Genomic DNA, 25351 nt, shown 5'->3' with positions numbered 1-25351 from the left:
GCGGTCTATTTATTTTGTGTTACATCAGTTTTAATATCAGTACCTAACCTTTGCAGGTAAGCAATTAAAGCCACTATTTTCTGTTCTGGCATTGCTTCGATTCCATCTGCATCAAGGTTTTTCACAATTTCATCAGCCTGTGATTTTGCATCAGCTACTGCTTCGTTTTCATATCCTTCTGGGTAAGGCACTCCCAGTTTCCTCATTACATTAATTTTGGCTGGAATGTCAGAAACATCATAAGTTTCCTGCAACAACCAAGGATAAGGAGGCATAATTGAACCGGGAGCCATTGAACGTGGATCGTACATATGGTTGAAGTGCCATGAGTCAGGGTATTTCTTCCCTACTCTGTGCAAATCAGGACCAGTTCTTTTAGACCCCCATAAGAATGGGTGATCATACACATATTCTCCTGCTTTGGAATATTCACCATATCTTTCCGTTTCACTTCTGAAAGGCCGGATCATCTGAGAGTGACAACCCACGCAACCTTCGCTGATGTAAATATCCCTACCTTCCAACTCAAGCGGAGTATAAGGTTGAACTGATTCTATGGTAGTTACATCTTTAGATTTTAGCAAGAAAGATGGAATAAGCTCAAACACACCTCCTAAAAGAATAGCCACAGTGACCAAAATTGTGAAGAAAACAGGTTTTCTTTCCCATACTCTGTGCCAGTACTCTTTTTTCTCTGTTCCGGATTTCTCAAGTGCTTGCGCCTCAGCGGCCTCATTGGCAAGAAAACTACCTTGCTTAGCAGTTTTTACCAGGTTATAAATCATTACAAATACACCTACTAAGTATAGCAAACCTCCAAAGGCTCTTAACATATACATAGGGATAATTTGTATGGTAGTAGAAAGGAAGTTAGGGTATTGCAAAATACCTTCTGCTGTAAATTCTTTCCACATTAAACTTTGTGTAATAGCTGCCACATACATTGGCAACGCGTAGAAAACTATCCCTAAGGTACCCAACCAGAAATGCGCATTAGCTAATTTATTAGAGAATAGTTTAGTCTGCCACATTTTGGGGATCATCCAGTAAAGTATACCGAAAGTAAGGAAGCCGTTCCAGCCTAAAGCTCCAATATGTACGTGAGCAACAATCCAGTCAGTATAATGAGCAATTGCGTTAACATTTTTTAAAGAAAGCATTGGACCTTCAAATACCGCCATACCGTACGCAGTAATAGCTACCACCATAAATTTTAAAATGGCATCTTCACGTACTTTATCCCAGGCTCCCCTAAGTGTCAGTAACCCATTTACCATCCCTCCCCAGGAAGGAGCAATTAACATTACTGAAAACGCAGTACCTAAAACCTGAGCCCACTCCGGTAATGAAGTATAGAGAAGGTGGTGCGGCCCTGCCCAGATATATAGAAATATCAGTGCCCAAAAGTGTACAATTGACAGTTTATAGGAATATATAGGTCTGTTGGCTGCCTTAGGTAGGAAGTAGTACATTAATCCCAGGTAAGGGGTTGTCAGGAAGAAGGCCACAGCATTGTGTCCATACCACCACTGTACAAGTGCATCCTGCACACCTGCAAAAGCTGAATAACTTTTCATAAAGCTAACTGGCATTTCAAAGGAGTTGACAACATGCAAAACTGCAACTGTAATAAAAGAAGCAATGTAAAACCAGATGGCCACATACATGTGCTTTTCTCTTCTTTTAATGATGGTGCCAATCATGTTAATCCCAAAAACTACCCAAACCAATGTAATGGCGATATCAATTGGCCACTCCAGCTCTGCATATTCTTTGGAAGTAGTAAAACCCATTGGAAGTGTTATTACTGCAGAAAGTATAATCAACTGCCAGCCCCAGAAGTTAATCCATGAAAGGGTATCATTAAACATTCTGGCCTTAAGCAAGCGCTGCAATGAATAATAAACTCCGGCAAATATGGCATTCCCCACAAAGGCAAAGATTACAGCATTTGTGTGCAAAGGCCTAATCCTGCCGAAGGTAGTATATTGCATTCCGAGATTAGCTTCAGGCATAAATAGCTGCGTGGCAACCAGTAAGCCTACAAACATGCCAATGGCTCCCCATACCACAGTGGCTATGGAAAAGTATTTGACTATTTTGTTGTCGTAATGAAATTTCTCAATTCCCATTTTAATTGTTATTTATTGTGTATAGATTTTTCCTTATTATTCTCTTCATTATTGGTGTTCTGTGGTGTATCATCCCACAAAATGCGGAATGAGGGTGTGGAAGCATCGTCAAACTGCCCCGACTTTACTGCCCATATAAATGCAATCAGAAATCCGGTTGCTACCAGTAAGCTGACTGCTATAAGTACAATGAGTATATTCATAGCTTTAAATTTTTATTCTCAAACAAACCCTCTTTTTTCGCAAAGTAATTGACCCCCAGTGTGCCTAGCAGTACTACAGAAAAGGAGCTTAATGGCATTAGAATAGCTGCCACCACCGGAGAAAGTGCTGCCTGAACAGCAAAACTCAGGCCTACAATATTGTAAGTAAATGACAGTAGGAAACCGGCTATTACTATATAGTAACTAAGCCTGGCAAACCTCATAAATCTGGGTAGTTCAGAAAACTGCTTACCCAGCAGAATTGCATCGCAAGCCGGACTAAACTGGCTTGTGGATTCCGTAACCGCCAATCCGAAATCACTTTTCATTAAAGCTCCTGAGTCATTCAATCCATCACCAGCCATCATTACTTTATGGCCTTCTTCCTGTAGCTTTTGGATAAATTCTTTCTTCTGCCCAGGCAATTGTTGAAAGTGTAATTTATCCTTTGTAATCCATTGGGATAAGTAAGAAGCCTCATTTGCATTGTCTCCTGATAGAAGGTGCAAATTGAATTTTTGCTTCAGTGCGTCTAATAAAGAAGCCAAACCATTTCTAAAAACATGCTTAATGGAAAAATGACCAAGTATCTGGCCTTCTACTGCCACAAAAACAACAGAATTATTATTTTCCTTAGTGAAATAACCCCTGCTATCTTCCACAAAAGTCTGTTTTCCCAGCTTTACCTGTATGCCATTTACAGTAGCAGAGATTCCCTGACCTGCTATTTCTTTAAAATCAGTAATATTTTGTTGAGGATAGTAAGGAAGCCAATGGTGAATTATTCTACTCAAAGGGTGCTTGGACTGGTTAAAAATAGAGCTTATAGCAGCTAATATTTTATGATCAGGCAATTCCCCAATGAATGAAACTTCTGCTTTATCAGGATAGGTAAGTGTCCCGGTTTTATCAAAAACAATTGAATCAATGCCAGAAAGTTGCTCAATTGACTGAGTATTCTTCACATAGAATCCATTTTTACCTAAAACACGCATGGCTGTTCCTAATGTAACAGGAGTTGCCAATGCCAGTGCACAAGGGCAGGCGATAATAAGTACGGAAGTAAATGTCAGTAAAGCTTGTTCAGTAGTTCCTGCAAATAACCAATAAGCTCCAGAAGTAAAAGCAATTATAAGTACCACAGCAGTGAAATATTTGCTTATGCTGTCAGCAGTATTTTGCACCTGTGCTTTTGCATGATGCTGAATAGATTCATCATCCCATAGCTGTGACAGGTAGCTTTGAGAAGGCCTTTTCTTTACCTGAACCAGAATAGAGCTACCTTTCAATCGGCCTCCGGCATAAATCAATTCCACTTTCTGCTTAGTTTCCGGAATAGATTCTCCCGTTACAAAGCTGTAATCAATCAATGCTTCATCTGAGAGTAAAAGGCTGTCAGCAGGAATAATCTCCTCATTTCGGATTCGCAGAATATCTAATGGCAAAATATTGTTTAGCAATATCTGCTCTTCTTTATTTTTAACTATTCTGGCAACAGAAAGAGGAAAAAAAGATTTTACGTCCCTATCAAAACGCAGGTGGTCAAAAGTCTTTTGCTGATAGAACTTGCCTAATAAAAGGAAAAATAATAATCCTGAAAGTGAGTCTATATAACCTAAACCTGACTTGAAAAATATTAAGTAGTAACTATAAGTAAATAGGGTAATAATCCCCATACTAATAGGCACGTCCATATTAATTTGTTTCTGCTTTATAGCTCCCCAGGATGATTTATAATAATCCTGAGCGGAGAACAGAAGTACAGGAAGAGCCAACAGTGCATTTAAATAGGGGAAAATTCTTTCTACCCCGCTACCGTTAAAAATGTCCATTCCGAAATATTCCGGCAAGCTAAAAAGCATACTATTGCCAAAGGCAAAACCTGCCACACCCAATTGCAACCAGATTCTTCGGTAAGGATTGGCTTTCTCTGATTTTTTGTCTAACTGAATGTCGGGAGTATAGGCTAAAGAATCCAGTAAGTTAACTACCTCAAGAAGAGAAACCTCCTGGTGATTAAAAGAAATACTAACACTCTTTTTGTTAAAATCTACCCTGCTTGACTGGATAGCGGGATTTAGTTTGTATAATTTCTCCAACAACCACACACAGGCACTACAGTGGATGGCGGGGATGTACAGACGTACTTTGCTGATACTTTCATTTTTAAAATCCAGCAGGCTATCGGCAAAAGCTTCATCTTTTAAAAACTGGAAGGATTGTTTGCCGGATTTTTTTCTACTGATACCAGGGTTCTCGGCTACACAGTAAAAGTTAGTAAGATCATTTTCTTTGATCAGTTCAAAAACCAGCTTACATCCTTCACAGCAGAATGTATTTTCACCTGCCTGAATAACCTGCTCATCACATTGTTCACCACAGTGTTGACAAGTGATTTCATTCTTCTTAATTGTAGTAGCTTGGCTCATTTGTATTACCTGATTCTTATAGTACAATATTAAGGGTGGCACTATTCAAAAAACATGACATAAGTCAGTGTTTAACTTGAGTTTTATCATGCATTAGGGTTGGAAAATAGCCGGAAGAAGAAGTTCTTCTTTTTCTATATTAAAGGCATATTGTAAGTAATCAAGTAAGTCCTTAAGTGGCAGCATTAGCAGTCCTATTTTATCTTCGGAAGCAAACTCATGAAAATCTGCTACAGAATGTAAGTTCAACTTGATAAAGCCCAGAGGTTCAAAAAACTGTTTAGTGAGAAGCACTAATTTATGCTCTTTAATTCTATTTGATTTCGAAAGTGAATAAGGTGAAATAATATTCGCAGGTAGTTTTTTCTTATCTAAGTAGGGAAGCAAAGTTTCAATAGCAGGTTGAAAATTTTCGTTGCCAGTGAATTTAATCAGCAACTTTTGATCTAAGCTCTTTTCCTGATGATAAAACAATACCGGCTTCTCCCAAACAGTAATGCTCTTATAAAAGCTAATTGCATCAAAAGTATCTTTCTTACCCATTAGGCCGGAAATTGGTAGCAGCAAGGATTCTCTACCCTTAAATTTTAGCAAACATTTGTTGCAAACTCCCCCTTTGCATGTATAAAACGATTTTACTTCTTCCCAATCGCTTATATGCACTTTTTCCTTAGCTATTTTATGATTTATCGCTTCCATAACTCTAAAATTCAGAAGCAAATTTCTTTTAAATCCGGCACATGGTAACTGAGATTGGTAAGGCTACAACATGATAAATGTCATGTTTTATGAGAGGATAGTTATTTTAGAATTCATGATGATTTAGATAAAGTATTATTTCCTCTAAAAAATTCATAAAACTGCAACGCACTGAAAAGCGTTGTAGCAACATGGAAAAAGCAAAATTATTTTATTTTTATGATCCGCTTTGTGGATGGTGCTTCGGCTTTAGCCCTGTGATTAAAGCACTTGAAGAAAAATTTAAAAAAGAAATTGAATTTGAAGCTATCAGTGGCGGAATGATTTTAGGAGATAGGGTGAAACCGCTAAGCAGCATGCATTCTTACTTAAGAGATGCCATGCCAAGGCTGGAGGAAATGACTGGGGTAAAGTTTGGAAAATCTTATATGGAAATTTTTGAAGAAGGCTCTATTGCTTTAAACTCAGAAACTCCATGCATAGCAATGACGGTTTTTAAATCAATGTCTTCCGCATCTTCAATACAATTTGCCTCTGCCTTACAAAATGAGCTGTATGTTCATGGAAAGGATTTAAACAAGCTGGAAAATTATCAATCGCTTGCTTCAGCATTCAATCTTGAATGGGAGGTATTCAGTGAGAAAATGAACAGCGATTTGTATAAAACTAAAACCTATCAAGAGTTCACTACTGCACAGGAAATGGGAATTAATGGCTTTCCTTCAGTGGTGCTTCAGGTAGGTGATAAGGGGTATCTTATTGCCAGAGGATATCGAAGCCAAGAGGAAATGGAAGCAGTTATAAATGAAATCATAAAAAAAGAGAAGGTGAATTAACACCTTCTCTTTTCGATATTTTTTAATAAGTTAAGCTATTTATTTGCCAAGAAATGAGCTTAACATCCAGTGATGTTTTTCCATATCCTGAATAAATGTGTTGAGCATATCTTCAGTACCAACATCACCTATATCTATAGCTGCATTCATTGCATCAGTTAAATACGATAATAATATTTCATAATCTTTTAAGATTTCCGCTACCATATCTTCCGCAGCAACATCTGTTCCTGCTTCTTTTATATTGGAGAGCTTCATGTAATCACTAAGATTACTTAAAGGTGTATGCCCGAAAACTCTGATTCTCTCAGCTATTTCATCAATACTCTCTTTTGCAATATTATATCTTTCTTCAAATTGCTCATGAAGATCAAAAAAATCAGCTCCTTTCACATTCCAGTGAAAATTTCTTAATTTCTGATAATGTAAATGATAGTTAGCAAGCAATGTATTCATTACCTCAACTAAACGCTCAGTTTCTTTCTTATCGAAACCTAATTTTCTATATCTTTTTGTACTAGCCATATTTATTATAAACTGTGTCTATTAAATTATTCTCACTTAAAGTTTTCTAATCAATTAAAGTATTGAAAACTCTTAGTTTTTATAATTTACAGAGCTTTTTAAGTTCTCATATGTTTCTTTCCCTTTAGCGGAAACTGATTCCATTTCCTTACTTAGGGATGCCTTCAATTCATCTATTTTCTTCATAGAATCCTGGTAAGACTTGTCTACATTTTTTTGTAATTTCTTTCTGGTTTTTTCTCCTTTTTCAGGAGCATAAAGCAATCCTGCTACTACTCCGGATAATAAACCTAAACTAAATCCTGTCAAAATTTTCATACCGTTATTCATAATTTTATATTTAAATGATTGATAAATTTCTTTACATTAATAACTCAATCTTTAAATAAAAGTTACATTATTAAGTAAAAATTAATAATTTTGTTAAAAATATTATCAATATGTCAGTCATTTCGTCAAATATTAAATACTTACGAAACAAAAAAGGAATCAGTCAAACTGCACTTGCAGAAGCTGTGGACCTTAAAAGAGGAAATATAGCGTCATATGAAAAGGAACTGGCTCAACCCAGTATAGAAAACCTTGTTAAGCTTGCTGATTATTTTAAAGTTGATATTAATCATATTATAAAAGCAGATTTAAGCCAAGGCAATCCGATTGAACACAGAATAATACCTAATAATTTAACCGGTGAGAAAATCCTTCAGGGAATAAAAGAAAGAGTGGGTTCATTTAAAACCACTGGGGATCATTACGAAAAAATTCAGCATTTGAAGGCTCAAAATGAAGACATTTATAAAATGGTTGCAGGCTTTAGAGCATATCATGTTCATAGAATGAAGTCAACTGACCACCATAGTGATACAGTAAGAAAAATTGCCTCCGACTATGAAAATATTATTGATTTGCTCGAAACAGTATTGAACAGTAATAAAGATTTGATTAAATTGTTGGACAAATAATATTATATGAAGAGGCTTCCTTTCCTGTTTTTTTTATTGCAGGTCTTTTATTTCAACTCTTTTGCGCAAAATAACCCTTACGCAAAAGATGTAGCTTCAATAGATGCTATTATGAAAGCACTAACAGAAGTAATCTCTGGTCCTGCCAATGAAGAAAGAGATTGGGAGAGGTTTAAATATTTATTTGCAGAAGAAGGCAAATTAATTCCTACAACAAAAGATGCTAACGGGAAAGTAAGTTTTAATTATTGGTCTCCTGGTGAATACATCCAAATGTTTATTAAGAACAGGTCAGGAAAAGCTTTTTACGAGCAGGAGCTCTACAGAATAACTGAGGCATTCGGAAACATTGCTCATTGCTTTAGCACTTATGCAGTGAGAACGGAAGAAAATGGACCAGTAGAAAGAAGAGGCATTAATAGTATCCAGCTCTTAAAAGGAGAAGGTAGATGGTATATTATGAATGTATTCTGGAGTAATGAGTTAGAAGGTGAACAGTTACCCCAAAAATATCTAACGGATTAATAGTTATTCACCCCCTTTAAATACTGTCTCATTTACATACGCTAAAAGCGCCTGACTCAAATTACCTAAAGACTGAGGCTCTACTCCATATTTATAGATATTTTTTTCTTCACCATTAAAGTTATAGTAGAACTCCTGCGATGGTAAATCAGTCATGTCAGACACATATCTGGGATTCATATTTTCCCACTTTACCATTTTAAGTAGCCCTATAAAGGCATCATATTCAGCAGCAGTAAGTTTTCTTTTATGAACCCCTTCTAAATCCGTGTGCTGCTTTCCTTCAAACATCAGAGTACTATCTGAATAAAGCTCTAAATTAAAAACAGGGCATGTGCCGAAACAGGGGGTAGTAGAAAGAGTAAATAACTTTTCCGGCTCCCGGCTTTGAGAACTTGCTGTTTGTTGTTGCTTGCAAGACATTAAACTAAAGATTATTAGAATTATAAAAGAATTTTTGACCATTTTTAATTATTATTGAGGGCGTTAAAATTTCGTCAGCTTGAAGTGATTTAATCTATTTTAGACTAGAAAGTACTAGAAACGAACTTCATCTTTATTACGCTTATCGTATAAGTAGGTTTAACAACATTATATTAAGCCTTTCAGTAGATAAGTATCATAAAACCAAAAAAGGGCTGATCCTTGCAAAGGATCAGCCCTTTTTATTTAAATGCATGCTCACTTATTTTTGAAATTCGGTAATCGTTCTCTCAATAATATCACAGCATTCATGTAATTGCTCTTCTGTCATCACCAAAGGCGGGGCAAAACGAATAATATTTCCGTGTGTAGGCTTGGCCAATAAACCATTCTCCTTTAAAGCCATGCAAATATCCCATGCTGTTGAGCTCTCTTCTGAATCGTTAATCACAATCGCATTTAGCAAGCCTTTACCTCTTACCAGCTTTACCAAATCTGATTTTTCTACAAACTTCCCGATTCTATTGCGGAATAACTCGCCTAATTTCCTGGCATTTTGAGCAAGTTTCTCATCTTTTATTACCTCAAGAGCTGTAAGTGCCACAGCAGCTCCAAGTGGGTTTCCTCCAAACGTGGACCCATGTGTTCCCGGGCTAATAACAGACATAATAGGGTCATCGGCTAACACAGCTGAAACAGGATAGAAACCTCCTGATAACGCTTTCCCTAAAATTAAAATATCCGGTCTCACATATGTTTCTTGTCTTTCGCAATGCCCTTCACACGTACAGTTTCCACATACTGCTAAAAGACTTCCCGTTCTCGCAATTCCAGTTTGAATTTCATCTGCCATAAAAAGAACATTATGCTCTTCACATAAGTCTTTACATTTTCTCATGTAGTCATCAGCTGGAGTATAAACCCCGGCCTCTCCCTGGATAGGTTCAATTAAAAATCCTACAATATTATCTTCTCCTTCTAATACCTTTTCAAGAGCCTCCACATCGTTATAAGGAATTTTAACAAAACCCGGAGTGTAAGGACCGAAGTTTTTCCTGGCTGTTTCATCGCTGGAAAAAGAAATAACAGTGGTAGTTCTTCCGTGAAAATTCTGCTCAGCAACTATTATTTTGCCGGAATTCTCCAGTACCCCATTTTTTTCATAAGCCCACTTTCTGGCAATTTTGAGTGCTGTTTCTACGGCTTCAGCACCAGTATTCATTGGCAATACTTTATCAAAATTGAAATATTCAGTAATGTATTTCTCAAAAGGACCTAATACATCATTATGAAAAGCCCGTGAAGTAAGGGTTAAAGTAGCAGCCTGCTTTTTAAGTGTTTCTAAAATTCTTGGATGGCTATGGCCCTGGTTTACCGCACTGTATGCAGATAAAAAATCGTAATACTTTTTACCTTCAACATCCCATAGATAAACCCCTTCACCTTTAGCCAAAACCACAGGTAAAGGATGATAATTGTGTGCTCCATGTTTATCTTCCAAATCAATGGCTTGTTGGCTTTTAGTGATCTCCTGAATCATAACTTTTAATTTTTTTATGTAAATTGCATTAACTCTATTCACAAAACTAACAAAAGGCATGTGTTTTTCGATCCTTTATGAAAAAATATAAAGGTATTTTCTTATATAGGTTTGTGATTATTAAAATATTGCCGATATTTGCAAACCAATTTAAAATCGACAACAAATAATTAGATATAGATATGGCACGAGTTTGTCAAATAACAGGTAAAAGACCTCAGGTAGGAAACAATGTTTCTCACTCTAACAATAAAACTAAGAGAAGATTTTTACCCAATCTTCAAAAGAAGAGATTCTATATTCCTGAGGAGGACAAATGGATTACTTTAAAAGTATCTGCGAGTGCAATTCGTACCATTAATAAAAATGGTATTTCTTCAGTTTTGAAGAAAGCAGTTGAAAACGGTAATTTAGTATATTAATTTGCTATCGCTAAAAATTAAGCACAATGGCTAAAAAAGGAAATAGAGTTCAGGTTATATTAGAATGCACTGAGCACAAGCAAAGTGGTTTACAGGGTACTTCCCGCTACATCACCACAAAAAACAGAAAAAACACTACTGAAAGATTGGAGTTAAAAAAATACAACCCAATCATGAAGAAATATACTGTTCATAAAGAAATTAAATAATCATGGCAAAGAAAGTAGTTGCAACGTTAAAAAATAAGGAAGCAAAGGGATTTGCTAAAGTTATTAAAGCGGTGAAATCCGAAAAAACAGGTGCTTACACATTCCGTGAAGAAATTGTACCTTTGGATGACGCCAGAGAAGCACTTAAAAAATAATTTTTTTGTAAAAAATTTATATTCATCTTAAGTCCCTTTTGGGGACTTTTTTTGTTTATAGCTACTTTATTAATTATCCACTGCTTACTTTTAATAGGATATTGCGTATTAACTTTACAAACTGACTTCCGGCAATTAGCTGATTGATAAAACATCATACAATGGGCATACTTAATTTATTCTCCAAAGACAAGAAAGAATCACTTGATAAAGGACTTGAAAAAACAAAAGAAAGTTTTTTCACCAAACTCGGCAGAACAGTTGTTGGTAAATCACAAGTAGATGAGGATGTTTTAGACGAGTTGGAAGAGGTTTTGATTAGTTCTGATTTAGGAGTAGGGACTACAGTTAAAATAATTGATCGCATTGAACAGCGTGTGGCCCGCGACAAATACCTGGGAGCTCAGGAACTTGACAAAATATTAAAAGAAGAAATAGCAGGTCTCCTTTCAGAAAATAATACGGAAGATTTAAAGGATTTCACTATTCCTGAAGGCACTAAGCCTTATATCTTATTAGTTGTTGGTGTCAACGGAGTAGGTAAAACAACTACTATTGGTAAGCTAGCAGCACAATACAAAAATAAAGGAAAAAAAGTTATTTTAGGTGCTGCTGATACCTTCCGGGCTGCCGCTGTGGAACAACTTAATATGTGGGGCGAGCGAGTGGGTGTACCTGTAGTTTCTCATGGAATGAACACTGATCCGGCTTCTGTTGCATTTGATGCTGCTAAAAAAGGAGTAGAAGAAAATGCAGACATCGTAATAATTGACACTGCAGGAAGGCTGCATACAAAAGTGAACCTGATGAATGAGCTTACGAAAATTAAGCGGGTTATTCAAAAATTTGTTCCTGAAGCACCTCATGAGGTGCTACTGGTTTTAGATGGCTCAACAGGTCAAAATGCGCTAATACAAGCAAGAGAGTTCACTAAAGCCACTGATGTTACCGCTATGGCAATCACAAAGTTAGATGGTACTGCCAAAGGAGGAGTAGTAATTGGTATTTCTGATGAATTTAAAATACCTGTAAAATATATCGGTGTAGGTGAAAAAGTAGAAGATTTACAGGTTTTTAATAAAATGGAATTTGTGGATTCTCTATTCAAAAAGATTTCCAAATAATAATTCCTTTAAGCTCAAAATCATCCACTAGCTACCGGGGATAAATACTTTCTTTTCTCGCCATGCTATTCTGTAAACTATATAGTAATTAAAAGTCCAGCGGTTTTTAAATTCGCTTAGGCCAAAACCAGGAATATCGTAAGATCTGAAATTACTCGCATCCTGCAACTTCCTGCTGAGCTGTATACGGAAAGTATAGCCTGTATATAAATTTTCGAGAAGCATTACTCTCAAGCCTGTAGTCAATTCAAACCACCTGGCACTCACATCCGGATTGGTAAAATTTTCAGAGTACGCTCCATAAACCGGATCAATTCTATTGGTAGCCAGGCTTTCACTAAAATTAGCTACTGCATATCTTACCCCGAAGGTTAATGTATTAAAGTCAGGATCCATCTTAAGCACATTGGCATCAACACCAATTCTGAAATAGGAACCTTCATTTTCATAGGTAAATTCATCACCCGATTCTTTAAAGTTTGCTATACCATATGACCCTGATAGATAAAAACGGTGAAAATCAATGTCACCCTGTATTTCATACCTGTCTCTTTTAGTTCCTATAGTACTAATACCCAACCCCACTAAATCTGCACCAATCCTGAGACCTGTAGGAATGTAAAATGACTTCGGGACCTTTGGCTTGGGAGGCTCCTTTTTGATTACATTTTCAGTAGTATCAGCTGTTGGAGGCGCTTGGCCAATCTGTGCCACCACAGCACTGGCAAATATATTAATTAATAAAAAGCTTAATATTAGGCGTCTCATCTTGTCTTCTTCTTAAAGTATCATTAACAATTATTAGGGAATCAAAGGTTTGAAGCACTGTATCAAGCCCTATAAATTCCATATCGATCCCACATTCAGGAGAATCCACCCTATTAATTTTCTCATGTGAAAAGCGAATGGTATCTACTTGCTCATCATAATAAAAATAGAAATCAGTAGTATCACCTTCAGGATTTAATCGTAACCGGAATGAACTAAGTAATAAATCAACAGTATCCGGCTGCTGAAAAATGGTTATAATTGCCTGTGGGCTTTTAATGGAGTCAAAAAGAACTGTCTTTTCGACCTCTCTTCCTTCAGCATTTAATTCTACTACGTCAAAAGTTACATAGTCAACATTAATACTACCACAGTTGGAATCCACTTCACAGGCAAAAATCAACGAAAGAAAAAGCCCGATCAAACAGTATCTTAATATTTTATTCATGGAGCTGCAAAGATATTTAATATTCTGACAAGCTAAACGTGAAGCCTGAATGATATTGCTTTTTAGACAAAAACAATACCAAAAATAAAGTACTTAATAAAAGATTCACAAAGGTATTTTTATATTCTCGTTTAAGAAAACTATACAAGCTAAATGCTTTATGAGGGAACGATTCCTGTACAAATTTCCTTAACTTTGCAATCTTAAATAAAGAAGTAATTTGAAAACCAAAGGATTAAAAAAAGACAAGGTAAATGTAGTCACTCTGGGATGCTCCAAGAATTTGGTGGATTCCGAAGTAATGATGACTCAACTGAGGGGGAATAATATTGATGTTACGCACGAATCGGATAAGGATGACTCTAATATTATTATAGTAAATACCTGCGGATTTATTGATAATGCCAAGCAAGAATCCATTGACACCATTCTGAGGTATGCTGATGCCAAAATGGATGGCCAGATTGACAAGCTTTATGTAACAGGTTGTCTGTCTCAACGATATAAGGACGATCTTGAAAAGGAAATTCCTCAGGTAGATGCCTATTTTGGCACAATGGAGCTTCCTCTTCTACTTAAAAAGTTTAAAGCTGATTATAAGCACGAGCTAGTTGGTGAAAGAATTATTACTACAGCCAATCATTATGCTTATATGAAAATAGCCGAAGGTTGCGACAGGCCTTGCTCTTTTTGTGCTATTCCTCTTATGCGTGGAAAACACGTTTCCCGCCCTATTGAAGAGTTGGTAAAAGAGGCGAAAAATTTAGCAAGAAATGGTGTAAAAGAATTATTACTGATTGCTCAAGATTCTACTTATTATGGGCTGGACATTTACAAGAAAAGAAATCTTGCCGATCTGTTAAGAAACCTTTCAGATGTTGAAGGAATTGAATGGATCCGCTTACACTATGCTTTTCCTACTGGTTTTCCTGAAGATATTTTAGATGTAATGGCTGAGAGAGATAACATCTGCAATTACCTTGATATGCCGTTGCAGCATGGATCAACCAATATGCTTAAATTAATGAGGCGTGGTACCACAAGAGAAAAGCAAGAAGCCCTTATTGAACGGATAAGAGAAAAAGTGCCTGGCATAGCATTAAGAACCACTTTAATTGCAGGTCATGCTGGTGAAACAGAAGAAGATTTTCAGCAAATGATGGATTTTGTTGAAAAAACCCGCTTCGACAGGTTGGGAGTATTCCCTTATTCTCACGAAGAAAACACACATGCATTTAGTTTTAAAGATGACGTTCCTGAAGAAGTTAAACAAGAACGCACAGATGCCGTTATGGAATTGCAGACTGCTATATCACAGGAATTGAATGAAGCTAAAATAGGTAAATCTTTCAAGGTTTTGGTTGATAGAAAAGAAGGCGGTTATTTTATAGGCAGAACAGAACACGACTCTCCTGAAGTGGATAATGAAGTTTTAATTGATGCGACTAAACAATATGCACGCATTGGAGATTTTGTACAGGTAGAAATTACAGATGCCACTGAATTTGACTTGTACGGCACAATAGAATAAAAATATGAAGGTAGAATGTATTGATTTTTCAGAAACCGGGCAGTTTGCTCCTATTTTTAACGATTTTATCAATCAAAAAGAAGTTTTAAAACCATTCTACCATCGTTTTCCACTAGTGGAAAACTTTAAAGAACAAATTGAAGAAAAGAAAAGCAGAAAGATTAGTAGACCTGTACTGGTTCAAACTTTAAAGGAGCAGTATCAAAACGTTCCGGGCTTAACTGATGCTTTCATAAAACAGATTGATCTATTAGCTGAAGAAAATACTTTTACCCTTACTACCGGGCATCAGCTAAATATTTTTACAGGCCCTCTATATTTCCACTTTAAGATTATTACTGTAATAAATGCCTGTAAAAAGTTAAAACAGACTTATCCGGAATATAATTTTGTCCCCGTTTATTGGATGGCTTCAGAAGACCACGACCTGGACGAAATAAAATCAGTACAAGTGGAGGGGAAGAAATATAAGTGGGATACGGAGCAAGCAGGTGCAGTAGGACATATGAATACCACCGGATTAGCTGAACTAGCTAGACTAGTAGAAAAAAATGACGGTCTGTTTCATCAGGCATATTCATCATCAGCTAATTTGGCAAATGCTGTAAGGCAATATGTTCACCAGCTTTACTCAACAGAGGGCTTGGTTGTTATTGATGCTGATGATAAAAACCTTAAGAAGGAATTCATTCCTGTTATAGAAGAAGACATTTTAAAGAATACCCCTAACAAACTGGTTGAAAATCAGTCTGCCAAACTGGATGAGTTAGGATACACTTCTCAAACATATCCGAGAGAAATTAACTTCTTCTACTTGAGAGAAGGTTTACGAAATAGAATTGTAAAGGAAGGGAATGAATATTCTGTTTTAGATACAGACTTTAAATTTTCAGAGGAAGAGATCAAACAACTAATTGAAAAACATCCGGAATACTTTAGCCCGAATGTTATTCTCAGACCACTGTATCAGGAGATGATTTTACCTAACCTTGCTTACACCGGTGGACCGGCAGAAGTAGCCTACTGGATGCAACTCAAGCCTGTTTTTGAACATTTTGAAACTCCGTTTCCCATTCTATTACCCCGTAATTTCGGAATGATTATCCCGAATAGAATTCAACACAAGATAAAAAAGCTTAAGCTTTCCAGTGTTCAGGTATTTAAAGAACGGGAAGAACTTAAAAAAAGCATTACTAAGAAGGTAAGTGCTCAAAAGTTACACCTAAATGAGGAGAGGCAACAGCTTATTCAACTAATGGATGACGTACAGCAGTATGCTGGCGAGGTAGATTTAAGTCTGGAAGAAATGGCATTAGCTGAAACTCAAAAGATTCGCAATTCCTTAGATAAAATTGAAAAGAAAATGCTGGCTGCTGAGAAAAGAAAACACAGCGATAAAATGCGCCAGATAGATGAATTGAAAGATTACCTTTTCCCTGGAAATGGTTTACAGGAGCGAAAAGAAAATTTCCTCCCTTTTTATACTGCTGATAAGCTATTTATAGAGAAATTACTTAAATCATTTGACCCTTTTCAATTAAAATTTCATATTCTCCGCTGGGATGGATAAGCAAACACTTCGAAAAGTATACCTGGGTAAAAGAAAAACACTAAGTACATTAGAGTACCAAAGAAGAAATCAATTGCTGACAACGCAATTAATAAGCTTTGTTAGGAATAAGCATTTTAAGAATATCCATATTTTCTTACCCATCACCTCACAAAAAGAGCCAGACACATTCCCTTTTATTTATCATTTATGGGAAAATCATCCTGAAATAAATGTGATAACCAGCATTTCAGATTTAAAAACTCCGGAAATGCAGCATTACCGCATTGATAAGCAAATTGTTATACAGCCAAATAAATGGGGGATTCCTGAACCCCGGAATGCGAGCCTCTTTCCTATTGAAAGAATTGATTGCGTATTGGTTCCAATGATAGTAGGTAGTAAAACGGGACACAGAATAGGCTATGGGAAAGGCTATTATGACCGATTTTTACAAAAATGTTCATCTTCCACTTTTTTTCTAGGTATCTCATTATCTCCATTACTTGAGGGCAATATTTATGCGGACAAGCATGATCAAAAAATGAATGCCACTGTAACACCCTTTCAAATGCATCCCTTCAACAAGGAATATTAAAAGCTCGCATATTATTTACCAAAAAGATACAATCTTTTACCGATTAAATCCGGCTTTTCATTTCTTCTCGTAATTGGCCTAACAAGTTCAAACTTAAAAAACAATTATGAAAAAGTTAATTATTGCATGTTCTGTTATGGCGGTTGTAGGAGTAGGTTCCTTTTTGATCGCAGCAGATCATATTGATGCTCCCGCAGTAGGATCACTGACGACAGGAAGTTCAGCTGCTGATATTACAGATTATTATGCTTTTGAGAGTAAAGAAAATTCTGAAAACTATGTTTTTGTAGTAAATGTACAAGGTTTAACCGCCCCAGCTGCTACGGCTGAAGCCTCATTTGACGAAGAAGTGATGTATGAAATCAACATTGATAACAATGCTGATAATGTGGAGGATTTAGTGATTCAGGCAATCTTCAGAAATGGAAATTTAGTGGTTTTTGGCCCTACTGCACCAACTCAAACCGGACTTTCAGGAAAAGTTGAAACCGCTGGAACAAGAGTTTCTACAGCTATCACTGCTTATGGTGACACTCCGGTGGTAGGTACAAGTGGCGGCATTAAGATTTTTGCTGGCCCAAGAGAAGACCCATTCTTTATGGATTTCTTTCAATTTGTATCGATAGTAAACGGGGTAGGCGCAGCATTAGGTGATGAGGTAAACACTGGAGTTTATGATTCCAACAGAGACTCCGACCCTGATACAGAAGGTGTGCAACCTTACCCTGCTTCTTTTAAAGGAAATGAGGCTACTGATACTTTTGCCGGATCAAATGTGCTTTCTGTTGTAATAGAAGTACCTAAAAGCAGTTTAGGAACCAGCGCTACTTTCACTTCATGGGCTGAATCAAAAAGAAAACAATAAAAAGTTAATAGTATAAAATTAGAAAATATGAAAATGTTTAAAAACATATATACGATACTAGCATTAGGGTTGCTTGTTACATTTGCAAGCTGTAATGATGATGATAAAATGGATGATGCAATGGGTATGGAACCTGAAGCTGTCATTGGAGCTGACTTTTCAGTAGATATTGAAGAGGTAGTAAATTTAGATGCTTCATCTACTACAGGAGAAAGTGTTACATATACCTGGACTGTAACAAGTCCTTCAGGAGCACAAGTTTCTTTAGCAAATGCTACCAGCGATATGATCTCTTTTACTGCAACACAAGAAGGAGAGTATGATGTAACTTTGGTAGCTGTCAATTTAGCTGGTACAAGTACTGCTCAATCCACAATAACTGTTATAAATCCAACTTATGCTACTGCGGATCAAATGGGTAGACCAGCTATCAACACTGTATTTAATTTCTTTGGAGATGCAGATACCAAAAATGGTTATAATATGACAACTCCTGAAGATGGAAATGTTCCTTCTGCAGGTTTTAAAGGAATATTGGATGCTTTGCAAACTTATATCGGTTTGGATCCTGCCACTTATACAAATGTTTTAGGTTTGGATAATGCTACAACAGCCAGTGTTTTGGCTACTGACGTTTTAATGTCAAACAAGAATTTCCCAAGTACTTATGGTCCTTCTAATCCCAGTGATATTAGATTGGGAGAAAATGTATTAAATGGAAGAGGTTTAGGTGACGATGTTGTTGATGTTACCTTGATTCTTGCATTTGGTGGTGATTTACAAAATTTAAGTGCAACTCAACAAGGTTTAATTGGTGATGGCGTAGCTGGTAACGATGCTGAATTTTCAGCAACTTTTCCTTACTTAGCCCCTGCTAACTAAAAAAGTGGCAGGATTAGTTTTAAGGGAGAGATGATTTTATTTCTCCCTTTTTTTTAAGATTAAATTTACAATCATGAAGAAAATATGTTTACTGCTAACTTTTTGTATTGCTATAGTAGCATGTACAAATCAGAATGTACATGATCACAAAATTGTTGATAAAACCGATTATTCTCAGTTTCTAAGCGAGTCAAAAGTGGAATTGGCAGATAACCAGGAAAGCAACGCTTCTTTTTGGGAAAATAAACTAAAAGAAGAACCAAGGGGCTACACCTTTATGCAAAAATTAGCTGTAATTAAAGCTAATCAATTTGAAAAAACAGGTAAGGTAGAATATTTAGACCAGTCCGACAGCTTACTCCTAAAAGCAAACACTTTTCTACAAGATAACAAAAGAGTAAGTAATTATCTTTCTCTGAGTAGCAATGCTATTACGCAACATCAATTCAAATCTGCATATGAATACGCTGAGCAAGCTTCCATAAGAACAGAGGAGAAGTTCGCTCCATATCTAATGATATTTGATGCTGCTATGGAAATTGGGGAATATGAGGTAGCCGAAGAAATGCTCATAAGAACCCAACGAAACACTTCTTTTGATTTTCTGGTCCGGAAATCAAAATTCAAAGACCACATTGGAGATTTAGATTCAGCTATTATTTTAACAGAGTATGCTATTAAAACTTTAGGCGAAAATGACAGCAGAAAAATTTGGGCACAAGCCAACTTAGCAGATATGTATGGCCACGCTGGTGAATTAGAAAAATCCTATCAGAAATTTTTAGATGTTTTGGATCAAAAGCCTGATTATTTACACGCGCTAAAAGGTATAGCATGGCTTGCGCTCTCTCATGATGGAAATACTGAGGCTGCAAAAGAAATAACACAGTACCTTTTAACTAAAACTGCTTTACCTGATGCCCACCTAATGATGGCAGAAATTGCTACGATTGAAGGAAAGGGAAAGCAAAAACTAGAGCATCTGAAAGCTTTTGAAAAAGAAGCTTCAAAAGAGAAGTATAAAAACATGTACAATAAGTATTTAGCTTCTTTATATGCAGAAGATTTTAAAATGTTTGAAAAAGCAATCACAATTGCTAAACTTGAGGTTAAAAACAGGCCTACTCCAATGGTATATTCATTACTTGCCTGGGTTTATGAGCAAAAAGGAGAGCATAAAAAAGCACTAAGCATTATCAATGAACACGTTGAAGGAAAAACTTACGAGCCTGAAGTAATTTACCAGATGGCAATGATCTATGCTTCTAATAATGAGTTAAGCAAAGCTAAAAAATACCTGATGGAAGCTTCTCAAGCATGGTTTGAGCTTGGCCCTATAAAAACAAAAGAAATAAACCTTAAACTTGCTGAAATATAATTAGCAAAGCATGACAAAACAATTGTCCATATTACTGATCTTCATTTATGGAATTATACTTTCCGGGAGCTTACTATCAGTTGGGCATAATCTGTTACATGCTACTTCATCAATCACAGGAATTCATCAGCATTCTACGAAAACACATAGTCATACGCACAGCCACAATCACCATCAAATAAGTGACCATGGAAATATATTCAATGACTTATTGACTCTTTCTAAAGATAACGCCAAGTTATTGACGGATATAAGTTTCATTTTATTCTTCTATGAACCCAGCTTCAAGTTAGGTGATAATGTGCCTTCAGAATTCCGTATCTGTTACCCAATTTTCACCCCTACTGAAATAACCCGCCCTAAGAGGCTGTACTCACCTCCGCCAGATCAATTTCAAAGTATATAAAGGTTAACAGTTAGGAGGTTCCAGATTCCAAAAACTATTTAATACCTCTACTGGATTTAACCTATTCAATTACTCTAGTATTGATCTTTTAGTATGCTTTCAACTTAATTGATAATTAAGTCATGGAACTGCTATGTAAAAAAAACAAATGAAAAAATTTAACATACTATTAATAATTACTGGCTTTCTATGTGCCTCCACTATTTCAATGGCACAGAAAGTACAACTATCGGGTTCTGTATTTTCTGATAAAGGGAAGCCGCTTCCGGGCGCTAATATTGTTACAGAAAATGGGTTAGGGACATCAAGCAACTTACTGGGCAACTATAACCTAAACCTTAATCCCGGAATTTACACACTTAATATTTCCTATATAGGTTATGAAACTATTTCCAGAGAAGTGATACTTGAGCAAAATCAAAACTCAAGCTTAAACTTCTATTTAACTGAAAGCCAAATTGAGTTGTCTGATGTAGTGGTTTCAAGTAATGAAAATGAAAATACTGAGAAAATATCAGCTATTGACATCAAGCTGAGACCTATACAAACCAGTCAGGACATTTTACGGATGGTGCCCGGACTCTTCATTGCACAACATGCAGGAGGAGGTAAAGCTGAGCAAATCTTTTTAAGAGGTTTTGATATTGACCATGGAACTGATATTGCACTTTCCGTGGACGGCATGCCTGTAAATATGGTTTCGCATGCGCATGGACAAGGCTACTCTGATTTACACTTCTTAATTCCTGAAACTATTGAGAAGGTAAATTTCAACAAAGGGCCTTATTATGCAGATCAGGGAAATTTCAACACAGCAGGATTTGCTGAATTTAAAACAAAATCATTTCTGGATAAAAGCAGTGTTAAACTGGAAGGTGGCCAATTCGGGACTATCCGATCTGTAGCTATGATTGACTTGATAGAGGAGAAGGAGAATCAAGATTTGTATATCGCATCTGAATTCTACCTTACTGATGGTTACTTTGAAAGTCCTCAGAATTTTTCCAGGCTAAACCTAATGGCAAAGTATTCAGGCAGATTGGAAGATAATAGCTTAGTAGAGGTTTCCGCTTCTACATTTAGCAGCAAATGGGATGCTTCAGGACAAATTCCTGAAAGAGCAGTAGAAAGTGGCTTAATCAGCAGATTTGGAAGCATTGACGATACAGAAGGCGGTGAAACCAGCAGGACAAATCTGAATGTTAAATACCTTAAAGCGCTAGACGAAAACAGCACATTGAGCCAGCAGGTGTATGCCATCGATTATAAATTTAATTTGGTTTCAAATTTCACTTTCTTTTTGGAAGATCCTGTAAATGGAGATCAAATTACTCAGAGTGAGCATCGAAAAATTTATGGTTATAATGGTTCTTACAAACGAGAGGACAGAATAGGTGGATTAAATCTTCTATCTGAACTTGGTGCGGGAGTGAGATATGATGACATAAATGATATTCGTTTATCTAAAACTATCAATCGCAGAGAAGTAGTAAGTGATCTGGCAAGAGGTGATGTAGATGAGTACAACCTACATGCCTATCTTTCGGAAACCATGTTTTTCAGTCCAAGGCTTTCCCTCACAGGCTCCATCCGGTTTGATTATTTCACCTTTAACTATGTAGATGCTTTAAAGCCTAATTATGAAAGAGAGCAGGTTTCGCAGGGTATAGCTAGTCCTAAGTTAATCTTCAACTATAAAGCAAGTAATAACCTTAACCTGTTTGCTAAGGGTGGAATCGGTTTTCATTCTAACGATACAAGAGTAGTAGTAGCACAACAAGGAGAGGAAATTTTGCCTAAAGCATATAGTGCGGATCTTGGAGCTACCTATAAACCATTTCCTAATTTGGCAATTAATACCGCTTTATGGTACCTCTATCTGGAACAGGAGTTTGTTTATGTGGGGGATGCAGGCATAGTAGAACCTAGTGGCAGAACGGAGCGCAAAGGAATTGATATTTCTTTCAGATACCAGCTATTGGATTGGTTATATTTTGATACCGACCTGAATTTTACAGATCCGGTTGCCCTTGATGAAGCTGAAGGTGAAAATCACATTCCATTAGCACCTACTTTTACCAGTATTGGAGGCTTAAGTTTTCAGCTGGATAATGGCTTAAATGGAAGCTTGCGTTACAGATATTTAGGAGATAGAGCAGCAAATGAAGACAACAGTTTAACTGCTGAGGGATATTTTCTTATGGATGCTGTGGTAAATTATACAAAACCTAAGTATCAGGTTGGAATATCCATTGAGAATATCCTGAACGAAGAATGGAAAGAAGCACAGTTTGAAACAGAATCGAGACTTTTTAATGAACCAGAACCTGTTTCTGAAATCCACTTTACACCAGGGAGTCCATTTTTTGCAAGGGTAAATGTTAGCTACTTCTTTTAAGCTATGCGATAGTATATTAGTGTCCTTTCTGTTTTCAATTTGGAAAAGACTAATGTAAAAGATGAATATCATTCTGGCACTTTGTTAGCCAGAATGATATTTTTCCTAAAATCTCAAACCTTTTGTGCGTAATTTCTCTTTTAAGATGCAGTAAATGAAGATACTTTTACGATCATATCTTCTTAATTTAGCGGCACAGTTTAATAATAAAAAATAATGCGGGCAATTATTGTAGGTGCAGGTATAGGTGGAATAGCAACAGCCATCCGATTGGCGAAAAAAGGCTATCAGGTTGAGGTTCACGAACAAAATAGCTATCCTGGCGGTAAATTAACTGCCTTTGAGCAAGATGGCTTTAGGTTTGATGCCGGCCCCTCATTATTTACCCTTCCTGAATTGGTGGATGACTTGGTAGGTTTACAAGAGCTCCCTGGTCAAATTGATTTCCCTTATTATAAATTAGATGAATCGTGCAGGTATTTCTGGGATGATGGGGCTCACCTGATTGCCAACACAGATCCTGTAAAGTTTGGCAACGAAGTAGAAAAAGTTTTTGGGATTGATGCTAAAGTAATCACTCAGTACATTAAAGATGCTTCCTTTAAATATGAAAAATCTGCTACTTTATTTTTAGAAAAATCACTTCATAAAACCAGTACTTTTTTTTCCAAAGAGGTTATTCCTGCTATACTCAATATTTACAGGTTTGGCTTATTTGAAACCATGCATCAGCTAAACCATAAGAGTTTAAAACATGCTAAGCTGGAGCAACTTTTTGACAGGTTTGCTACTTACAACGGTTCCGACCCCTATCAGGCCCCCGGAATTTTGACTTCCATTGCCAATCTGGAATTAAATAAAGGCACTTTTTACCCTAAAGAAGGTATGCATCAGATTACCGAAAGGTTGGTAAAAGTTGCTGAATCTTTAGGGGTAAAGCTTATCTACAATTCCTCAGTTGAAAAAATTATAGTGGAAAATAAACAAGCAAAAGGCGCTACTATTAATGGAGAGTTTCATTCTGCTGACCTGGTTGTAAGCAATATGGATGTTTATCCTACCTATAAAAGATTATTGCAGGATCAGCCACAACCTGAGGCTATTCTCAATCAGGAAAGAAGTAGTTCAGCGCTTATTTTCTATTGGGGTATTAACAGAGAGTTTAAAGAGCTTGGCCTGCACAATATATTTTTCAGTAAGGACTACAAAGAAGAATTTCGACATATCTTTAAGCTGAAATCGGTTCATCATGATCCTACTGTTTATGTCAACATTAGTTCCAAGCACAGCCCGGAAGACTCTCCGGAAGGTATGGAAAACTGGTTCGTAATGGTAAACGTACCGGCAAATTCCGGCCAGGATTGGGATTCCATTATTCCTGAAGCAAGAAAAAATATTATTGCAAAAGTTGGTAATCGGTTAAATGTAGCGCTTGAGCAATACATAACAACTGAAAACATTTTAGAACCGAGAACTATAGAATCAAAAACTTCATCTTACAAGGGTGCACTGTATGGGAGTAGCTCCAACAATCGGTATTCAGCATTTTTAAGGCATCCGAATTTTCATCAAAAAATAAAAGGTTTGTATTTTTCCGGGGGAAGTGTGCATCCAGGTGGTGGAATTCCATTATGTTTGCTTTCTGCTAAAATAATTGATGATTTAACGCCTCATGCCAGCTAATATTCTTCAGAAAACTTCTATACAGATTAAGGATAAACCTGTAGTAGGTGTAATAATATTGTCCGCTTTTTACTTCTTTGGCATATTAGGCATACAGACAAAGTATGCTGATTGGTTTATTGAAAAAACAGCCTTCAACCTGCTGCTATCATGCATTATCTTGTTTGTTTACCAAAAACATTATAATTATAGATTGCTGTTGGCATTTATATTTTGTTACCTCATAGGTTTTTCTGCAGAGTACATAGGAGTAAGCACAGGAATACTTTTTGGCAACTACCTTTACCCAACAACATTAGGTCCTCAGTGGATGGATGTTCCAATAATTATTGGGGTCAACTGGTTCATCTTAACATTTTGTGTCTGGGCCTTATTAAAAAATCTAAAACTTTATCCAATTTTAACTATTCTTCTCAGTACAATAGTTACTGTGCTTATTGACACATTAATTGAACCAGTAGCTATTCAATTAAACTTCTGGAAATGGGAAAACAATAGTATTCCTTTTCAGAACTATATAGGATGGGCACTCATTTCCTTTATCATTTTTTCTTTCTATAGCATAATAAAAATCCCAACCGATAATAAAATTTACAAAGTACTTCTCCTCTGGCAAATTATCTTTTTTACCGTGCTTAACATGCTATAAGTGTTGCCTTAG

27 protein-coding genes are annotated in these 25351 nt (G+C 36.4%); 17 read left to right on the top strand and 10 right to left on the bottom strand.

Annotated elements, in window-relative coordinates:
* Nucleotides 1-5: 5 nt before the first annotated feature.
* From ccoN to IEV85_RS15765, 4 genes are all read right to left on the bottom strand, one after another.
* On the bottom strand, nucleotides 6-2132 hold the full coding sequence (ccoN, locus tag IEV85_RS15780; protein WP_188465141.1) for a cytochrome-c oxidase, cbb3-type subunit I: 2127 nt from the start codon (nucleotides 2130-2132) through the stop codon (nucleotides 6-8).
* Nucleotides 2133-2140: 8 nt separating this feature from the next.
* Nucleotides 2141-2335, bottom strand: a complete 195-nt coding sequence (gene ccoS, locus IEV85_RS15775; protein WP_188465139.1) for a cbb3-type cytochrome oxidase assembly protein CcoS — start codon at nucleotides 2333-2335, stop codon at nucleotides 2141-2143.
* Nucleotides 2332-4764 carry a heavy metal translocating P-type ATPase gene (locus IEV85_RS15770; RefSeq protein WP_229712613.1) on the bottom strand — a complete coding sequence of 811 codons (2433 nt, stop codon included), beginning with the start codon at nucleotides 4762-4764 and terminating at the stop codon, nucleotides 2332-2334. The genes ccoS and IEV85_RS15770 overlap by 4 nt, the downstream gene beginning before the upstream one ends.
* Nucleotides 4765-4857: 93 nt before the next feature.
* A complete protein-coding gene (locus IEV85_RS15765; protein WP_188465135.1) occupies nucleotides 4858-5463 on the bottom strand; it encodes a hypothetical protein in 606 nt (201 codons plus the stop codon).
* A gap of 191 nt (nucleotides 5464-5654) precedes the next feature.
* Between IEV85_RS15765 and IEV85_RS15760 the strand changes: the two genes are divergently transcribed.
* The gene (locus IEV85_RS15760) at nucleotides 5655-6299 is read left to right on the top strand and encodes a DsbA family protein (RefSeq protein WP_188465133.1); all 645 of its coding nucleotides are present in this window, start codon (nucleotides 5655-5657) and stop codon (nucleotides 6297-6299) included.
* Nucleotides 6300-6338: 39 nt separating this feature from the next.
* Here the strand turns inward: IEV85_RS15760 and IEV85_RS15755 are convergent, their stop codons facing one another.
* A complete protein-coding gene (locus IEV85_RS15755) occupies nucleotides 6339-6824 on the bottom strand; it encodes a Dps family protein (protein ID WP_188465131.1) in 486 nt (161 codons plus the stop codon).
* Nucleotides 6825-6896: 72 nt separating this feature from the next.
* A complete protein-coding gene (locus tag IEV85_RS15750; protein WP_229712612.1) occupies nucleotides 6897-7142 on the bottom strand; it encodes a YtxH domain-containing protein in 246 nt (81 codons plus the stop codon).
* A gap of 122 nt (nucleotides 7143-7264) precedes the next feature.
* On the opposite strand from IEV85_RS15750, the gene IEV85_RS15745 reads away from it, so the two are divergent.
* Nucleotides 7265-7786, top strand: a complete 522-nt coding sequence (locus IEV85_RS15745) for a helix-turn-helix domain-containing protein (protein ID WP_188465127.1) — start codon at nucleotides 7265-7267, stop codon at nucleotides 7784-7786.
* A gap of 6 nt (nucleotides 7787-7792) precedes the next feature.
* The gene (locus IEV85_RS15740; RefSeq protein WP_188465125.1) at nucleotides 7793-8311 is read left to right on the top strand and encodes a hypothetical protein; all 519 of its coding nucleotides are present in this window, start codon (nucleotides 7793-7795) and stop codon (nucleotides 8309-8311) included.
* 3 nt (nucleotides 8312-8314) lie between these two features.
* On the opposite strand, the gene IEV85_RS15735 is transcribed toward IEV85_RS15740, so the two are convergent.
* Both IEV85_RS15735 and rocD read right to left on the bottom strand, forming a co-directional pair.
* Entirely contained in the window at nucleotides 8315-8734 is a 420-nt protein-coding gene (locus IEV85_RS15735; RefSeq protein ID WP_188465123.1) for a DUF6438 domain-containing protein, read from the bottom strand.
* Between the two features lie 262 nt (nucleotides 8735-8996).
* Nucleotides 8997-10274 carry an ornithine--oxo-acid transaminase gene (rocD, locus tag IEV85_RS15730; RefSeq protein WP_188465121.1) on the bottom strand — a complete coding sequence of 426 codons (1278 nt, stop codon included), beginning with the start codon at nucleotides 10272-10274 and terminating at the stop codon, nucleotides 8997-8999.
* Nucleotides 10275-10456: 182 nt separating this feature from the next.
* On the opposite strand from rocD, the gene rpmB reads away from it, so the two are divergent.
* The 4 genes from rpmB to ftsY all read left to right on the top strand — a co-directional run bounded on the left by rpmB (nucleotide 10457) and on the right by ftsY (nucleotide 12184).
* On the top strand, nucleotides 10457-10696 hold the full coding sequence (gene rpmB, locus IEV85_RS15725; protein WP_188465119.1) for a 50S ribosomal protein L28: 240 nt from the start codon (nucleotides 10457-10459) through the stop codon (nucleotides 10694-10696).
* 26 nt (nucleotides 10697-10722) lie between these two features.
* Nucleotides 10723-10905: a 50S ribosomal protein L33 gene (rpmG, locus tag IEV85_RS15720; RefSeq protein WP_188465117.1), complete on the top strand. Its 183-nt coding sequence runs from the start codon at nucleotides 10723-10725 to the stop codon at nucleotides 10903-10905.
* 2 nt (nucleotides 10906-10907) lie between these two features.
* The gene (locus IEV85_RS15715; RefSeq protein ID WP_188465115.1) at nucleotides 10908-11060 is read left to right on the top strand and encodes a DUF4295 domain-containing protein; all 153 of its coding nucleotides are present in this window, start codon (nucleotides 10908-10910) and stop codon (nucleotides 11058-11060) included.
* Nucleotides 11061-11221: 161 nt separating this feature from the next.
* The gene (ftsY, locus tag IEV85_RS15710; protein WP_188465113.1) at nucleotides 11222-12184 is read left to right on the top strand and encodes a signal recognition particle-docking protein FtsY; all 963 of its coding nucleotides are present in this window, start codon (nucleotides 11222-11224) and stop codon (nucleotides 12182-12184) included.
* 27 nt (nucleotides 12185-12211) lie between these two features.
* On the opposite strand, the gene IEV85_RS15705 is transcribed toward ftsY, so the two are convergent.
* Together IEV85_RS15705 and IEV85_RS15700 are read right to left on the bottom strand one after the other, a co-directional pair.
* Entirely contained in the window at nucleotides 12212-12952 is a 741-nt protein-coding gene (locus tag IEV85_RS15705; protein WP_188465111.1) for a DUF6048 family protein, read from the bottom strand.
* Nucleotides 12918-13400 (bottom strand): DUF6452 family protein, encoded by a 483-nt coding sequence (locus tag IEV85_RS15700; protein WP_188465108.1) that lies wholly within the window; start codon nucleotides 13398-13400, stop codon nucleotides 12918-12920. Before IEV85_RS15700 ends, IEV85_RS15705 begins: the two co-directional genes overlap by 35 nt.
* A gap of 220 nt (nucleotides 13401-13620) precedes the next feature.
* On the opposite strand from IEV85_RS15700, the gene rimO reads away from it, so the two are divergent.
* The 10 genes from rimO (at nucleotide 13621) to IEV85_RS15650 (ending at nucleotide 25339) form a co-directional block, all read left to right on the top strand.
* Nucleotides 13621-14931, top strand: a complete 1311-nt coding sequence (rimO, locus tag IEV85_RS15695) for a 30S ribosomal protein S12 methylthiotransferase RimO (protein WP_188465106.1) — start codon at nucleotides 13621-13623, stop codon at nucleotides 14929-14931.
* 4 nt (nucleotides 14932-14935) lie between these two features.
* Nucleotides 14936-16501 (top strand): bacillithiol biosynthesis cysteine-adding enzyme BshC, encoded by a 1566-nt coding sequence (gene bshC, locus IEV85_RS15690; RefSeq protein ID WP_188465104.1) that lies wholly within the window; start codon nucleotides 14936-14938, stop codon nucleotides 16499-16501.
* Nucleotides 16494-17078 carry a 5-formyltetrahydrofolate cyclo-ligase gene (locus IEV85_RS15685; RefSeq protein ID WP_188465103.1) on the top strand — a complete coding sequence of 195 codons (585 nt, stop codon included), beginning with the start codon at nucleotides 16494-16496 and terminating at the stop codon, nucleotides 17076-17078. The genes bshC and IEV85_RS15685 overlap by 8 nt, the downstream gene beginning before the upstream one ends.
* Before the next feature lie 106 nt (nucleotides 17079-17184).
* The gene (locus tag IEV85_RS15680) at nucleotides 17185-17943 is read left to right on the top strand and encodes a DUF4331 family protein (RefSeq protein ID WP_188465101.1); all 759 of its coding nucleotides are present in this window, start codon (nucleotides 17185-17187) and stop codon (nucleotides 17941-17943) included.
* A gap of 27 nt (nucleotides 17944-17970) precedes the next feature.
* Complete coding sequence (locus tag IEV85_RS15675) at nucleotides 17971-18825, top strand: DUF4331 family protein (protein WP_188465099.1); 855 nt, start codon at nucleotides 17971-17973, stop codon at nucleotides 18823-18825.
* Nucleotides 18826-18898: 73 nt separating this feature from the next.
* Nucleotides 18899-20203: a tetratricopeptide repeat protein gene (locus IEV85_RS15670; RefSeq protein ID WP_188465097.1), complete on the top strand. Its 1305-nt coding sequence runs from the start codon at nucleotides 18899-18901 to the stop codon at nucleotides 20201-20203.
* Between the two features lie 10 nt (nucleotides 20204-20213).
* On the top strand, nucleotides 20214-20609 hold the full coding sequence (locus tag IEV85_RS15665) for a hypothetical protein (RefSeq protein WP_188465095.1): 396 nt from the start codon (nucleotides 20214-20216) through the stop codon (nucleotides 20607-20609).
* Nucleotides 20610-20757: 148 nt separating this feature from the next.
* Nucleotides 20758-23007, top strand: a complete 2250-nt coding sequence (locus tag IEV85_RS15660; RefSeq protein ID WP_188465092.1) for a TonB-dependent receptor domain-containing protein — start codon at nucleotides 20758-20760, stop codon at nucleotides 23005-23007.
* A 216-nt stretch (nucleotides 23008-23223) separates the two neighbouring features.
* Nucleotides 23224-24690, top strand: a complete 1467-nt coding sequence (gene crtD, locus IEV85_RS15655; protein ID WP_188465090.1) for a 1-hydroxycarotenoid 3,4-desaturase CrtD — start codon at nucleotides 23224-23226, stop codon at nucleotides 24688-24690.
* Nucleotides 24680-25339: a carotenoid biosynthesis protein gene (locus IEV85_RS15650; protein ID WP_188465088.1), complete on the top strand. Its 660-nt coding sequence runs from the start codon at nucleotides 24680-24682 to the stop codon at nucleotides 25337-25339. Before crtD ends, IEV85_RS15650 begins: the two co-directional genes overlap by 11 nt.
* Nucleotides 25340-25351: the final 12 nt, after the last annotated feature.

This window comes from Marivirga lumbricoides, assembly GCF_014636295.1.
Lineage (GTDB): Bacteria > Bacteroidota > Bacteroidia > Cytophagales > Cyclobacteriaceae > Marivirga > Marivirga lumbricoides.
This window is presented reverse-complemented; position numbering and strand designations above follow the sequence as displayed.